Origin of the sequence: Microbacterium sp. NPDC058269 (assembly GCF_042881445.1) — a bacterium.
In the GTDB taxonomy this organism is placed as follows: Bacteria; Actinomycetota; Actinomycetes; order Actinomycetales; family Microbacteriaceae; genus Microbacterium.
The window spans coordinates 674689-688916 of the sequence record NZ_JBHVXT010000003.1; the positions used below are offsets into that span (position 1 = coordinate 674689).

Sequence of the window (14228 nt, forward strand, 5' to 3'; positions counted from 1 at the left end):
TCAGCCTACGCCTCGATAGGGGCTGCAGGGTCGAGGAAACGATCGTATCCCTCGTTCTCCAGCCGGTCTGCGAGCTCGGGGCCGCCCTCTTCGACGATCTTCCCCGCGACCACGACGTGGACGAAGTCGGGGCGGATGTAGCGGAGGATGCGGGTGTAGTGCGTGATCAGCAGCACGCCGAGTCCGGTGGACTCCTTCGCGCGGTTGACACCCTCGGAGACGATCTTGAGCGCGTCGACGTCGAGGCCGGAGTCGGTCTCGTCGAGGATCGCGAACTTGGGCTTCAGCACCTCGAGCTGCAGGATCTCGTGGCGCTTCTTCTCGCCACCGGAGAAGCCCTCGTTGACGTTGCGCTGCGCGAACTTCGGGTCCATGCGGAGGTTCGACATGGCCGCCTTGACGTCTTTGGTCCAGCCGCGGATCGCGGGCGCTTCCCCGTCGAGAGCCGTCTTGGCTGTGCGCAGGAAGTTCGTCACCGTGACGCCCGGGATCTCGACCGGGTACTGCATCGCGAGGAAGAGCCCGGCACGGGCGCGCTCGTCGACGCTCATCTCCAGGACGTCCTGGCCGTCGAACGTGATGGAACCGGAGGTCACCGTGTACTTGGGGTGACCGGCGATCGTGTACGCCAGGGTCGACTTGCCCGAGCCGTTGGGGCCCATGATGGCGTGCGTCTCACCCGTGTTCATGGTGAGGTTGATTCCGTTGAGGATCGGGGTGGTCCCCGCATCGGTCTCGACCGTCACATGCAGGTCGCGGATCTCGAGAACAGACATTCTTCAGACTTCCTTAATCACAGTCGGATCGATGAGCACGTCGTCGCCGTCGATCTGGACGACATAGACCGGGACGGGCTCATATGCGGGGAGATTCTGGGGCTTGCCGGTGAGCAGCGAGAAGGCGGAGCCGTGTGCCCAGCACTCCACCGTGTCGCCTTCGACGAAGCCCTCGGACAGCGAGATGTCGCCGTGGGTGCAGGTGTCGCCGATGGCGTGGATGACTCCCTCGCCGTCTTTGATCACCGTGATGGGCACGCCGCTCGGGTCCACGCGCAGAGGCATGTCCTGCTCGAGGTCGGCGACACCGCAGACGCGTTCGGCGGTCATGCACTCACCTCGGCGAGCTCCGTCTCGATGGCCGCCAGCAACTCGGTCTCGAGGGCGGGGATGCCGAGGCGCTGCACGATGTCGGTGAGGAAACCGAGCACGACCAGGCGTCGCGCCTCTTCCTCGGTGATGCCGCGCGCCTGCAGGTAGAACAGCTGCTCGTCGTCGAAACGACCGGTGGCGCTCGCGTGTCCGGCACCGAGGATGTCGCCGGTCTCGATCTCGAGGTTCGGGATCGAATCGGCGCGTGCACCCTCGGTCAGGACCAGGTTGCGGTTCGCCTCATAGGAGTCGGTACCCGTCGCATCGGCGCCGATCAGTACGTCGCCGATCCAGACGCTGTGCGCGCCCTGACCCTGCAGCGCACCCTTGTAGAGGACGTCGCCCTTGGTGTGCGGTCCCTTGTGGTGCAGATAGACCTGGCTCTCGAGGTGCTGCCCGGCATCCGCATAGGAGAGGCCGTACAGGTAGCCCTCGGAGCCGGAGCCGGCAAGCTCGACGTTCGGGTTGACGCGCACCACTCCGCCGCCGAAGCTGACGACGAAGTGCTTTAGCGTCGCGTCGGCGCCGACCCGCGCCTGGTGCGCAGCCGTGTGAACCGCGTCATCGGCCCACTGCTGCAGGCTGATGACCGTGAGCTTCGCGCCGTCGCGGACGATGATCTCGACGTTCTGCGCGTACTTCGCGGAACCGGTGTGCTGGAGCACGACCGTCGCGGAGCTGTGCTCGAGGGCTTCGATCACGATGTGCGCGTCGGCACGACGTTCCGCTCCGAGGCCCGCGATGGCGATGAAGACCGGCTCGGCGACCTCTTCTTCACGCGGGATGCGCACATGGAGCGCGTCGGTGCTGCCCTGCCACGCGACGGCGGCCGTCACGTCTTCGGCGAGGAACACCTCACCGCGAGGCGCCGCGCCGACGGCGAGCGGCTCGGCGATGTACTGCTCCCCCGCGCCGTACGTGTAGCTGACGCCGTCGTTCGGCGACGCCACCTCGAACAGCGAGGTGAGCTGAGCGACCGGCGTGTGCTTCCAGTTGACCTCGCGCCCCGTGGGGGCACCGAAGTCGGCGGGCTCGAAGGAGTGCGGACGCTCCGAGCGCGTCTGGACGGGGACGAACCCCGCGGCGGCGACCTGCGCCGCCGGGTCGATGTGCGCGCCCGCGGGCGCGTTGCTGTGCTGCGCCTCGGCGGGCGCTGTCGTCGAGGCCGTCACTAGCCGACCGATCCTTCCATGCCCATCTCGATGAGCTTGTTCAGTTCCATCGCGTATTCCATGGGGAGCTCCCGCGCGATCGGCTCGATGAAGCCGCGCACGATCATCGCCATCGCCTCGTCCTCGGGCATGCCACGGGACTGCAGGTAGAACAGCTGCTCCTCGCTCACCTTCGAGACCGTGGCCTCGTGGCCGAGCTGCACGTCGTCGACACGGATGTCGATCGCCGGGTAGGTGTCGGAGCGCGACTTGGTGTCCACGAGCAGAGCGTCGCAGCGCACGGTGTTCGCGGAGTGATGCGCTGCGGCATCCACGCGCACCTCACCGCGGTATCCCGCACGGCCGCCGCCGCGAGCGATCGACTTCGAGACGATCGACGACTGCGTGTAGGGCGCCATGTGGATCATCTTGGCGCCGGCGTCCTGGTGCTGACCGGGACCGGCGAAGGCGACGGACAGCGTCTCACCCTTGGCGTGCTCGCCCATCAGATAGATCGACGGGTACTTCATCGTCACCTTGGAGCCGATGTTGCCGTCGACCCACTCCATGGTCGCGCCCTCGTAGGCCACGGCGCGCTTGGTGACCAGGTTGTAGACGTTGTTCGACCAGTTCTGGATCGTCGTGTATCGAACTCGGGCGTTCTTCTTCACGATGATCTCGACGACGGCGGAGTGCAGGGAGTCCGACTTGTAGATCGGAGCCGTGCAGCCCTCGATGTAGTGGACATAGCTGTCCTCATCGGCGATGATCAGGGTCCGCTCGAACTGGCCCATGTTCTCGGTGTTGATGCGGAAGTACGCCTGCAGCGGGATCTCGACGTGAACGCCCTTGGGGACGTAGACGAACGAGCCGCCCGACCACACGGCCGTGTTCAGCGCAGCGAACTTGTTGTCGCCCGCGGGGATGACGGTGCCGAAGTACTCCTCGAAGAACTCGGGGTGCTCGCGCAGCGCGGTGTCGGTGTCCATGAAGATGACGCCCTGCTGCTCCAGGTCCTCGCGGATCTGGTGGTAGACGACCTCGGACTCGTACTGAGCCGCGACGCCGGCCACAAGGCGCTGACGCTCAGCCTCGGGGATGCCGAGGCGCTCGTAGGTCTCACGGATCTCGGCGGGAAGGTCCTCCCACGTCTGCGCCTGCTTCTCGGTGGAGCGGACGAAGTACTTGATGTTGTCGAAGTCGATCTCGCTGAGGTCTGCGCCCCAGGTCGGCATCGGCTTGCGCCCGAAGAGCTGGTATCCCTTGAGGCGGGTCTTCAGCATCCATTCGGGTTCGTTCTTGAGGCCCGAGATCCCACGGACGACGTCTTCGGAGATACCGCGTTTCGCGATGGCACCCGCAGCATCCTCATCGTGCCAGCCGAATTCGTACACCCCCAGTCCATCAAGCTCCGGGCGGTCGATCAGCACATCCGACATCCAACACTCTCCTCACAGGTCCCAAACGGTGTCATCCGCCCCGACACACCTGATCCCCGTCGAGTCTGCGGGAGCGGGTGCCGTTGGTGGGCCCTCATCACCGGCGCATCCATCGCGCCTAAACTGTTGACGATGCTTCAGCGCTGTCAGCGCTCATCGCAACAATCCGATTCTACAGGTTCCGCCTGACAGACGGGCCATGCCCGCCGCGTCTCGTGCGGTCCGGAGGACTTATGCCCGAGACGATGATCCCCGCCACCTCGACGACGCAGGCTGTGCCGCCTCGCTCCGCGTCATGGGGACGTGCGTTGACGGTCTTCGCGTGGTTGTCGTTCGTCAGCGAGACCATCATCATCGGCACCGGCGGCGCCGTGCGCCTCACCGGCTCGGGCCTCGGATGCTCGGATTGGCCGCTGTGCACCCCGGATTCCCTGGTGCCGATCCTCGAGGTGCAGGGCATCCACGGGATCATCGAGTTCGGCAACCGTCTGATGACCGGCGTCGTCGGCATCATCGCCCTGGCCGTGGTGCTGCTGGTGCTCCACCTGTTCAGCGGGAAGCGCGGCCTGGTCCGGGCGTTGTGGTTCGCTGTCGGCGGCATCGCCGCGGCCGCTCTCACATATTTCGTCGCGACCCTCTTCTACGGCCTGGCTGCAGCGGGACCGGCTCTCCTCGCATTCCCCTTCGCGACGGGTGTCCTCCTCATCGCCATCATCGCGAGCGCGGTCTACTCGGTGCGCACGACGCCCGCCCGACGCGACCTCGTCGCCCTGGCATGGATCGCGCTGGCGGGCGTCGTGGCGCAGGCGCTCGTCGGCGGCATCACGGTCCTCACCGGACTCAACCCCTTCATCGTGGGCTTCCACTACACGTCGTCGCTGCTGCTCGTCTGCATCACCGCGGCCTTCCTCGTGCGTCTGAAGACCTCCCCGGGACCTCGTGAGCGCGCGGTGCCCGTGTGGTTCGCAGCCGTCACCCACGTGACCGGCCTCGCGCTGGCGGTCACGATCGTCTTCGGCGTGCTGACGACCGGATCGGGTCCGCACTCCGGTGATGCCGACGTGCTGCGCCACGGTTTCGATGCGACCGTCCTTGCGCACGTGCACTCGTGGCCGGGGTACATCCTCGCGGCCCTGGTCCTCTTCCTGACGATCTCGGCCTGGGTGCTGCGCCTGGAGCCGAGGCGCTGGCTGTTCGTGCTCGTGCTCGCGATCCTGGTGCAGGTCGGGGTCGGCGTGTGGCAGGCGCGGGAGGGGCTCCCCCCGGTTCTCGTCGGCATCCACATGGTGCTGGCCTCGCTCTCGGCGGCCACCTATACGGTCGTCGTGCTGCACCTCAAGCGCTCGGTCCCGGTCGACGTCTGAGCGCCGCACAGTCCATCCATAGCTTTCACATCGCGGACTCATCAGCGAGTCCGCGATGGTGGGCGGCATGAACAAGTCACTCACACGAAGCATCGGATTCTGGCTGCTCCTGGTCGTCTCCCTCGCCACGACGGCGGTCGGCGCCTGGCTGATCTCCGGTCAGATCGGCACGATGACGACCACCCTGCTCGATGGCACGGCCACCGGCATCGAGGTGTACGTCGGTCAGTCGCTCGTCGTGGTGGGTGCCGGAGTGCTCGCGGCCGGAATCGTCGGCATCCTGCTGACGCTCGGACTCGTCGCCGCACGATCGCTCGTCCCCACGCCCGCCCCGGCCGTCGTCGAGGCGATCGACTGGACTGTCGAGGCCGACGAGACGCAGCTCCCTGCGCCGACCACCGCATCCGCCGAGGCAGCGGCCACGTCGGATGTCACCGCAGCTGATGACGCGGCCGCAACCGTCGTCCCCGAAGCCGACGTCGAGCGGAACGACTCCCCCGACCGGAGCGATGTCGACGGCGCCAACCCGGATGACTCTCCGTCGATCACCCGCTGATCGCCTGAGCGGAGGAACGACGGAGCGGCGCCGAGGAATCGGCGCCGCTCCGTCGTTTCGAGCGTCCTATCAGAGCTGGTGTCAGAACGGCAGCAGCGGGTCGACAGCGACGGCCACGAAGATCAGCGTCAGGTAGGTGATCGAGGCGTGGAACACCCGCATCGGCCGCGGCTCGGTCCCGTGGACCGCACGGTTGTACAGACGGTGCGACTCGTAGATGAACCATCCGCCGAAAACGGTTGCGGAGATCGTGTACACGAGCCCCATGTTCGCGATCGGAACCAGCAGGAGCGAGCACGCGACGGTCGCCCACGCGTAGAGGATGACCTGGAGGCCGACCTGCGAGGCGTTGCGGGTGACACCCAGCATCGGCACGTCGACGTCTTCGTAGTCGTCCTTGTACTTCATCGACAGCGGCCAGTAGTGCGGCGGCGTCCAGAGGAAGATCAGGAGGAAGAGGACGAACGCCGGCCAGTCGAGCGATCCGGTGACGGCGGACCAGCCGATGAGCACGGGGAAGCATCCGGCGATACCGCCCCAGATGATGTTCTGCTCGGTGCGGCGCTTGAGGATCATCGTGTAGATCACGACGTAGAAGAAGATCGCCGTCGCGGACAACGCGGCGGCCAGCCAGTTGGTCGTGGCGAGCAGCCAGACCGTCGAGACGATCGCGAGCGTCCAGGAGAAGATCAGTGCGCCGCGCGGGCTGATCTCGCCCGTGACGAGCGGACGGTTCTCGGTGCGGTGCATGTGCGCGTCGATGTCTCGATCGAGGTACATGTTGAACGCGGCGGCGGAACCCGCGCTCAACGAGCCGCCGATGACGGTCGCCAGCACGAGCCACAGGTTCGGCAATCCCCCCTGCGCCAGGAACATCACCGGCACGGTCGACACGAGCAGCAGCTCGAGGACACGCGGCTTGGTGAGCGTGACGTAGGCCTTCACCGTGCGACCGATGGACGACTTCCTCACGGTCTGATCAGACATCGTCGAGATCTCGATCGCCTCCTCCGCACATGTGACCGGACAACCTCTCCAGTCTATGACACCGGATGACGTCGTCCGCGCCGTCCGCTCGCGTGGCACGACAGTCGTCTTCGCTATGCTGAGAGCACTCGCGCGCCCGGCGCTGCGCACCCCCCTCCCCCGTCTCCGCGACGGTGCAGGATGCGCCAGGGAAGTTGCGGATGCGCCAGGGAATAAGGGCGCCCTCGAAACTGTCGGAAAGGGCATGAACGTGTCGGAATTGCAGTGGGATGAGATCGATCGACGCGCGGTGGACACCGCCCGAATCCTGGCGGCCGATGCCGTCGAGAAGGTCGGTAACGGTCACCCCGGCACAGCCATGAGCCTCGCTCCGGCCGCGTACCTCCTCTACCAGCGCGTGCTGCGCCACGACCCGACCGACGTCGACTGGCTGGGCCGCGACCGCTTCATCCTTTCCGCAGGACACTCCTCGCTCACGCAGTATGTGGAGCTCTACCTCGGCGGCTTCGGACTCGAGCTCGACGACTTGAAGGCGCTGCGCACGTGGGGCTCCCTCACCCCGGGTCACCCGGAGTACGGCCACACCAAGGGCGTCGAGATCACCACCGGCCCCCTCGGCCAGGGTCTCGCCTCCGCCGTCGGTTTCGCGTACGCCGCCCGCTACGAGCGCGGCCTGTTCGACCCCGAGGCCGCACCGGGCACCAGCCCGTTCGACCACTTCGTCTACGTGATCGCCGGCGACGGCGACCTGCAGGAGGGCGTGACGAGCGAGGCCTCCTCGCTCGCGGGCCACCAGCAGCTCGGCAATCTGATCGCGATCTACGACTCGAACCAGATCTCCATCGAGGACGACACGAACGTCGCCTTCACCGAGGACGTCGCCGCACGCTACGAGGCGTACGGATGGCAGGTGCAGGTCGTCGACTGGAAGAAGACCGGCGAATACGTCGAAGACGTCGCCGAACTCTTCGCCGCCGTCGAGGCCGCCAAGGGCGAGACCTCGAAGCCGTCGCTGATCATCCTCAAGACCATCATCGGCTGGCCGTCGCCCGGCAAGCAGAACTCCGGCAAGATCCACGGCTCCGCTCTCGGCGCCGATGAGCTCGCCGCGACCAAGAAGGTGCTCGGCTTCGACCCCGAGCAGAACTTCGTGGTCGCCGACGACGTGCTCGCCCACACCCGGGCCCTGGCAGAGCGTGCCGCCGAGACCCGTGCCGCCTGGCAGGAGTCGTTCGACGCCTGGGCTGCCGCGAACCCCGAGAAGAAGGCGCTCCTCGACCGCCTCGAGGCGCAGGATCTCCCCGCTGACATCACGAGCGCGCTGCCCGTGTTCGAGGCCGGCAAGGAGGTCTCGACCCGCGCCGCGTCCGGCCAGGTCATCAACGCCCTCGCCGCCGAGCTCCCCGAGCTGTGGGGCGGCTCCGCCGACCTCGCCGAGTCGAACCTCACCACCATCAAGGGCGCACCCTCGTTCATCCCCGCCGAGTGGTCGACCCACGAGTGGTCGGGCAACCCCTACGGCCGTGTGCTGCACTTCGGCATCCGCGAGCACGCCATGGGCGCGATCATCAACGGCATCGTGCTGCACGGCCCGACCCGCGCATTCGGTGGCACCTTCCTCATCTTCAGCGACTACATGCGCCCGCCCGTGCGTCTCGCGGCGCTCATGAACGTGCCGAGCATCTTCGTCTGGACGCACGACTCCGTCGCCCTCGGTGAAGACGGTCCGACCCACCAGCCCGTCGAGCAGCTCGCGACGCTCCGCGCGATCCCGAACTTCACGGTCGTGCGTCCGGCCGACGCGAACGAGACGGCCGCGACGTGGCTGGAGATCCTCCGCCGCCACGAAGGCCCCGCCGGCATCGCGCTGACCCGCCAGAACATCCCGGTGTTCGCGCGTGGCGAAGGTGCAGCCTCGGGCGACACCTTCGCTTCCGCCGACAACGCCGCCAAGGGCGCCTACGTGCTCGCCGAGGCGCCGAACGGCACCCCGGACGTCATCATCGTGGCTACCGGCTCCGAAGTGCAGCTCGCCGTCAGCGCCCGTGAGGCACTGGCCGCGGAGGGCGTGAACGTGCGCGTCGTCTCCGCCCCGTCGCTGGAGTGGTTCGACGAGCAGGACGAGGAGTACCGCGAGAGCGTGCTGCCCGCCTCCGTCACTGCACGCGTGTCTGTCGAGGCGGGTTCCGTACTCAGCTGGCGCGGCATCGTCGGCGACCGCGGCCGCTCGGTCGGCATCGACCACTTCGGCGCCTCCGCCGATTACAAGACCCTGTTCGAGAAGTTCGGTATCACCACCGAGGCCGTCATCGCGGCCGCCCGCGAGACCCTCGCGGCCAACAGCACCAAGGAGAACGCATGAGCACCCCCACCGCACAGCTCGCCGCCGCCGGCGTCAGCATCTGGCTCGACGACCTCTCCCGCACCCGCATCTCCTCGGGAAACCTCGCCGACCTGATCTCGTCGCGCAACGTCGTGGGCGTCACGACGAACCCGACGATCTTCGCCAACGCGATCACCGACAAGAACGACACGTCGTACGACGCGCAGGTCACCGAGCTCGCCGCCTCCGGCGCTACGGCGGAGGAAGCGGTCTTCGCCGCGACCACCCAGGACGTCGCAGCGGCCCTCGACGTCTTCCGTCCCGTCTGGGAGGCCTCGAACCACGTCGACGGCCGCGTCTCGATCGAGGTCTCCCCCGACCTCGCTCATGACACCGCGGGCACCGTCGCGCAGGCGAAGGAGCTGTGGGCCAAGGTCGACCGTCCGAACCTGCTCGTCAAGATCCCCGCGACCAAGGCAGGTCTTCCCGCCATCGCTGAGGCCATCGGTGCCGGCATCAGCGTCAACGTCACGCTGATCTTCAGCCTGGAGCGCTACGCCGAGGTCATCGACGCATACCTGACCGGCCTCGAGACGGCGAAGGCTGCGGGAATCGACCTGTCGACCATCCACTCCGTCGCCTCGTTCTTCGTGTCCCGCGTCGACACCGAGACCGACAAGCGCCTCACCGCGATCGGCACCGACGCCGCCGAAGCGCTGAAGAGCAAAGCCGGCCTGGCCAACGCGCGCCTCGCCTACGAGCTCTTCGAGCAGACGTTCGCCGGAGACCGCGCGAAGGCACTGCTCGACTCCGGCGCGAACCTGCAGCGCCCGCTGTGGGCGTCGACCGGTGTCAAGGACCCGGCGCTCCCCGACACCCTCTACGTGACCGAGCTCGTCGCCCAGGGCGTCGTCAACACGATGCCCGAGAAGACGCTCGAGGCCACCTTCGACCACGGCGTGGTCACCGGCGACACGATCACGGGCGGCTACGACGAGGCACGTACCGTGTTCGCCGGTCTCGCCGAGGTCGGCATCGACTTCGCCGACGTCACCCAGGTGCTGGAAGACGAGGGCGTCGCGAAGTTCATCGACTCGTGGCACGACCTGTTGGCGCAGGTCTCCGAGGGTCTGGAGTCGCAGCGATGACCTTCTCGATCCACACGTCGGGTGCAGCGCGCGCCGCGATCGATGAGACGGTGCCCAGCCTCGTCCACGATCTGGTCGCCTCGCGCATCACGGGTGGCGACGCGACCCTCTGGGGTCCGGCTGCCGAGGCGGAGGCCTCCGTCCGACTCGGATGGGTCGAGGCCGTGTCGATCTCCCGTCCCCTGGTCGCCGAGATCGTCGCGCTGCGCGCCGACCTCGAGGCCAAGGGCGTCACTCGCGTGGTGCTCGCCGGTATGGGCGGCTCCTCGCTCGCGCCCGAGGTCATCGCTCAGACCGCAGGCGTGCCGCTGACGATCCTCGACTCGACCGCTCCCGGTCAGGTCCTCGCCGCTCTCGACGAGGGCCTCACCGACACGGTGCTGGTCGTCTCATCCAAGTCCGGCTCCACCGTCGAGACCGACTCGCAGCGCCGCACGTTCGAGGCGGCGTTCCGCGACCTCGGCATCGATCCGGTGGAGCGCATCGTGGTCGTCACCGACCCCGGCTCCCCGCTCGACGCCTCGGCCCGTGAGGCGGGATACCGCGTCTTCAATGCGGACCCGAACGTCGGCGGACGCTACTCGGCGCTCACCGCTTTCGGCTTGGTACCCTCCGGCCTCGCCGGTGTCGACATCGACGAGCTGCTGAACGAGGCCGAGGCCTCGCTGCTCGAGGTGGCCGTCGACTCGGCAGAGAACCCCGCCCTCCGACTGGGCGCGGCGATCGCGGCGACGAACCCGCGACGCGACAAGCTCGGTCTCATCACCGACGGCACGCACATCAAGGGCCTCCCGGACTGGATCGAGCAGCTCATCGCCGAGTCCACCGGCAAGGAGGGCACGGGAATCCTCCCGGTCGTCCTGCTCCCGGTCTCCCCCGAGCTCGACCCGGTGCCCGCCGACCTGCAGATCGTGCGACTTGTCGACGACGCCAACGAGTTCCACCTGCACGAACGTCACGAGGGCGAGATCCTCGTCAGCGGCACGCTGGGCGCCCAGCTCATCGTGTGGGAGTACGCGACAGCGATCGCCGGACACCTGCTGCACATCAACCCGTTCGACCAGCCCGATGTCGAGTCGGCCAAGGTCGCCGCCCGCGGCCTTCTCGACGCGCGTCCGGAGCCGACCGCTCCCGCGTTCGTCGAGAACGGGGTCGAGGTTCGCGTATCTGATCCGGCTCTGGCGGCGTCGGGCAACGTGGAGGGTGTGCTCGATGCCCTCTGGGCTCAGCTCCCGGCAGACGGCTACGTGTCGATCCAGGCCTACGTCAATCGCCTCGAGGTGCCGCAGCTGCAGGGTCTGCGCGAGCTCGTCGCGGCGGACTCGGGGCGGCCGACCACGTTCGGATGGGGACCGCGGTTCCTGCACTCGACCGGTCAGTACCACAAGGGCGGGCCGGCGCAGGGTGTGTTCCTGCAGATCCTGGAGCGCACCGAGGTCGACCTCGAGATCCCGGACCGCCCCTTCACCTTCGGGCAGCTCATCCAGGCGCAGGCCGCCGGTGACGCCGCTGTGCTCGCCGAGCACGGTCGCCCCGTCGTCACGCTGACGATCACCGAGTCCTCGGACGACGTGCTCGCCCTCTTCGAAGCCGCACAGAAGTAACAGCAGGAGAGTCCCCCACCGATGTCTGTTCCCCTCTCGCGCGGGCACAACCCGCTGCGCGACCCCGATGACCGCCGTCTCAACAGGATCGCCGGCCCCAGCGCCCTCGTGATCTTCGGCGTCACCGGAGACCTGTCACGCAAGAAGCTGATGCCCGCGGTCTACGACCTCGCCAACCGCGGACTGCTCCCACCCGGGTTCGCCCTGGTCGGTTTCGCCCGCCGCGACTGGGAGGACCAGGACTTCGCGCAGGTCGTCTACGACGCCGTCAAGGAGCACGCGCGCACGCCCTTCCGTGAGGAGACGTGGACGCAGCTCTTGCAGGGTATCCGCTTCGTCTCGGGCGAGTTCGACAACCCGGATTCCTTCCGCAAGCTCCGCGAGACCATCGAGAAGCTCGACGTCGAGCGCGGAACGATGGGCAACCACGCGTTCTACCTGTCGATCCCACCGAAGGACTTCCCGCTGGTCGCCAAGCAGCTGAAGGACTCGGGCCTCGTCGGGGAGAACAGCGACGACGACGAGCGCTGGCGCCGCGTCGTGATCGAGAAGCCGTTCGGGCACGACCTCGAATCGGCGCGTGCTCTGAACGCCGCACTCGAGGTGGCCTTCCCGGCCGACTCGATCTTCCGCATCGACCACTACCTCGGCAAGGAGACGGTGCAGAACATTCTCGCGCTGCGCTTCGCGAACGAGCTGTACGAGCCGATCTGGAACCGCAACTACGTCGACCACGTGCAGATCACCATGGCCGAGGACATCGGCGTGGGAGGGCGCGCGGGCTACTACGACGGCATCGGTGCGGCGCGTGACGTGATCCAGAACCACCTGCTGCAGCTGCTGGCGCTCACCGCCATGGAAGAGCCGATCAGCCTCTCGGCGGAGCACCTGCGCGCCGAGAAGGAGAAGGTGCTCGCGGCGGTGCACGTTCCGGACGACCTCTCTCTCGCGACCGCCCGCGGTCAGTACGCGGGCGGGTGGCAGGGCGGCGAGAAGGTCACCGGCTTCCTGGAAGAAGACGGGATGAACCCCGAGTCGACCACGGAGACGTACGCCGCGATCAAGCTCGAGATCGACACGCGCCGGTGGGCCGACGTACCCTTCTACCTGCGTACGGGCAAGCGCCTCGGACGCCGCGTGACTGAGATCGCCGTCGTGTTCAAGCGCGCGCCGCAGCACCTCTTCGGTCGAGGCAACGCCTCCGAGCTCGGACAGAACGCTCTCGTCATCCGTGTGCAGCCGGACGAGGGCGTCACGATCCGCTTCGGGTCCAAGGTGCCCGGCAGCGGCTCCAACGTCCGCGACGTGACGATGGACTTCGGGTACGGCCATGCCTTCACCGAGGCGAGCCCCGAGGCCTATGAGCGCCTGATCCTCGATGTGCTCCTGGGCGACCCGCCGCTGTTCCCGCGGCACGAGGAGGTCGAGCTCTCCTGGAAGATCCTCGATCCCGTGGAGAAGTACTGGGCAGCCGAAGGCGGTCCAGTCGAGCAGTACGCGCCCGGCTCGTGGGGACCGGCATCCGCCGACGACCTGCTGGCCCGCGATGGACGAGTCTGGAGACGCCCGTGATCATCGACCTTCCCGACACCACCGTCAGCCAGGTCGCGAAGCAACTGGTCAAGGTGCGCGAAGAGGGCGGAGCCGTCGCCCTCGGACGCGTGCTCACCCTCGTGATCGCCGCACGCAACGGCGTCGCCGAAGCAGCGATCGACGCCGCGAACGATGCGTCGCGAGAGCACCCCATGCGCGTGATCGTGATCACCACGGGCGAAGGCGACTCCCGGCTCGACGCGCAGATCCGGGTGGGCGGAGACGCCGGCGCCAGCGAGGTCGTGGTCCTGCGGGCCTTCGGAGACGCCGCCAGCAACGAGGAGAGCCTCATCACGGGTCTCCTGCTGCCGGACGCTCCTGTGGTCGCCTGGTGGCCGGAAGCCGCCCCCGCAGCCCCTGCGCAGTCTCCGCTCGGCAAGATCGCTCAACGCCGCATCACCGATGCCGCGACGGCGAGCGACGTCCGCGACCGGCTCGCTCTCCTGGGCGAGACCCATGCTCCCGGAGACACCGACCTGGCGTGGACGCGACTGACCCACTGGCGCGAGCAGCTCGCCGCTGTCCTCGACCAGCCGCCGTACGAGCCGATCACCGGCGTCGAGGTGCGGGGAGCCGCGGCATCGCCGTCGACCGCCCTGCTGGCCGCGTGGCTGCAGATGGCCCTCGAAGTTCCGGTGCGCTGGTCGTACGAAGATCCCGAGCACTGGGCGGAGGGCATCAAGTCGGTGCGCCTGACCCGCGAATCCGGGGACATCCTCCTGGAGCGCCCGACGCCCGGTGTCGCGGTGCTCACGCAGCCCGGCCAGCCGAACCACGACCTGCACCTGCCGCGACGCACCCTTCGTGAGTGCCTCGCAGAGGAGCTGCGCCGACTCGACCCCGACGTCCTGTACGGTCGAGTCATCACCGAGGGCTGGGAGAAACTGGGTCCGCCCGAGACAGGAGAGTGACGTC

Annotated in this window: 12 protein-coding genes; 7 read left to right on the plus strand and 5 right to left on the minus strand. The window is 67.7% G+C overall.

Features of this window, described 5'->3' with window-relative positions; all coding sequences use genetic code 11:
• Positions 1–5: 5 nt before the first annotated feature.
• The 4 genes from sufC to sufB are packed head-to-tail and all read right to left on the minus strand — an operon-like array spanning position 6 to position 3738.
• Positions 6–776: a Fe-S cluster assembly ATPase SufC gene (sufC, locus tag ACFVWL_RS16855; RefSeq protein ID WP_021200757.1), complete on the minus strand. Its 771-nt coding sequence runs from the start codon at positions 774–776 to the stop codon at positions 6–8.
• A 3-nt stretch (positions 777–779) separates the two neighbouring features.
• Complete coding sequence (locus ACFVWL_RS16860) at positions 780–1106, minus strand: non-heme iron oxygenase ferredoxin subunit (protein WP_387185172.1); 327 nt, start codon at positions 1104–1106, stop codon at positions 780–782.
• Entirely contained in the window at positions 1103–2320 is a 1218-nt protein-coding gene (gene sufD, locus ACFVWL_RS16865; RefSeq protein ID WP_387185175.1) for a Fe-S cluster assembly protein SufD, read from the minus strand. Before sufD ends, ACFVWL_RS16860 begins: the two co-directional genes overlap by 4 nt.
• On the minus strand, positions 2320–3738 hold the full coding sequence (gene sufB / locus ACFVWL_RS16870) for a Fe-S cluster assembly protein SufB (protein WP_055867748.1): 1419 nt from the start codon (positions 3736–3738) through the stop codon (positions 2320–2322). The genes sufD and sufB overlap by 1 nt, the downstream gene beginning before the upstream one ends.
• 233 nt (positions 3739–3971) lie before the next feature.
• Here sufB and ACFVWL_RS16875 point away from each other — a divergent pair, with 233 nt between their 5' ends.
• Complete coding sequence (locus ACFVWL_RS16875) at positions 3972–5102, plus strand: heme A synthase (protein WP_387185177.1); 1131 nt, start codon at positions 3972–3974, stop codon at positions 5100–5102.
• Positions 5103–5169: 67 nt separating this feature from the next.
• Positions 5170–5658 carry a hypothetical protein gene (locus tag ACFVWL_RS16880; RefSeq protein ID WP_387185179.1) on the plus strand — a complete coding sequence of 163 codons (489 nt, stop codon included), beginning with the start codon at positions 5170–5172 and terminating at the stop codon, positions 5656–5658.
• Positions 5659–5739: 81 nt separating this feature from the next.
• On the opposite strand, the gene ACFVWL_RS16885 is transcribed toward ACFVWL_RS16880, so the two are convergent.
• A complete protein-coding gene (locus tag ACFVWL_RS16885; protein WP_387185182.1) occupies positions 5740–6645 on the minus strand; it encodes a heme o synthase in 906 nt (301 codons plus the stop codon).
• A gap of 250 nt (positions 6646–6895) precedes the next feature.
• On the opposite strand from ACFVWL_RS16885, the gene tkt reads away from it, so the two are divergent.
• The 5 genes from tkt to ACFVWL_RS16910 are packed head-to-tail and all read left to right on the plus strand — an operon-like array spanning position 6896 to position 14224.
• The gene (gene tkt / locus ACFVWL_RS16890; RefSeq protein WP_387185348.1) at positions 6896–9007 is read left to right on the plus strand and encodes a transketolase; all 2112 of its coding nucleotides are present in this window, start codon (positions 6896–6898) and stop codon (positions 9005–9007) included.
• Positions 9004–10116 carry a transaldolase gene (gene tal, locus ACFVWL_RS16895; RefSeq protein ID WP_387185185.1) on the plus strand — a complete coding sequence of 371 codons (1113 nt, stop codon included), beginning with the start codon at positions 9004–9006 and terminating at the stop codon, positions 10114–10116. The genes tkt and tal overlap by 4 nt, the downstream gene beginning before the upstream one ends.
• A complete protein-coding gene (locus tag ACFVWL_RS16900; RefSeq protein ID WP_387185188.1) occupies positions 10113–11720 on the plus strand; it encodes a glucose-6-phosphate isomerase in 1608 nt (535 codons plus the stop codon). Before tal ends, ACFVWL_RS16900 begins: the two co-directional genes overlap by 4 nt.
• A 21-nt stretch (positions 11721–11741) precedes the next feature.
• Positions 11742–13292 carry a glucose-6-phosphate dehydrogenase gene (gene zwf / locus ACFVWL_RS16905; RefSeq protein WP_387185191.1) on the plus strand — a complete coding sequence of 517 codons (1551 nt, stop codon included), beginning with the start codon at positions 11742–11744 and terminating at the stop codon, positions 13290–13292.
• A complete protein-coding gene (locus ACFVWL_RS16910) occupies positions 13289–14224 on the plus strand; it encodes a glucose-6-phosphate dehydrogenase assembly protein OpcA (RefSeq protein WP_387185194.1) in 936 nt (311 codons plus the stop codon). Before zwf ends, ACFVWL_RS16910 begins: the two co-directional genes overlap by 4 nt.
• Positions 14225–14228: the final 4 nt, after the last annotated feature.

What these genes read in the sequence shown, in the direction of transcription:
- sufC (WP_021200757.1), bottom strand. Translation starts at nt 776, where the DNA reads ATGTCTGTTCTCGAGATCCGCGACCTGCATGTGACGGTCGAGACCGAT.
- ACFVWL_RS16860 (WP_387185172.1), bottom strand. Translation starts at nt 1,106, where the DNA reads ATGACCGCCGAACGCGTCTGCGGTGTCGCCGACCTCGAGCAGGACATG.
- sufB (WP_055867748.1), bottom strand. Translation starts at nt 3,738, where the DNA reads ATGTCGGATGTGCTGATCGACCGCCCGGAGCTTGATGGACTGGGGGTG.
- ACFVWL_RS16875 (WP_387185177.1), top strand. Translation starts at nt 3,972, where the DNA reads ATGCCCGAGACGATGATCCCCGCCACCTCGACGACGCAGGCTGTGCCG.
- ACFVWL_RS16880 (WP_387185179.1), top strand. Translation starts at nt 5,170, where the DNA reads ATGAACAAGTCACTCACACGAAGCATCGGATTCTGGCTGCTCCTGGTC.
- ACFVWL_RS16885 (WP_387185182.1), bottom strand. Translation starts at nt 6,645, where the DNA reads ATGTCTGATCAGACCGTGAGGAAGTCGTCCATCGGTCGCACGGTGAAG.
- tal (WP_387185185.1), top strand. Translation starts at nt 9,004, where the DNA reads ATGAGCACCCCCACCGCACAGCTCGCCGCCGCCGGCGTCAGCATCTGG.
- ACFVWL_RS16900 (WP_387185188.1), top strand. Translation starts at nt 10,113, where the DNA reads ATGACCTTCTCGATCCACACGTCGGGTGCAGCGCGCGCCGCGATCGAT.
- zwf (WP_387185191.1), top strand. Translation starts at nt 11,742, where the DNA reads ATGTCTGTTCCCCTCTCGCGCGGGCACAACCCGCTGCGCGACCCCGAT.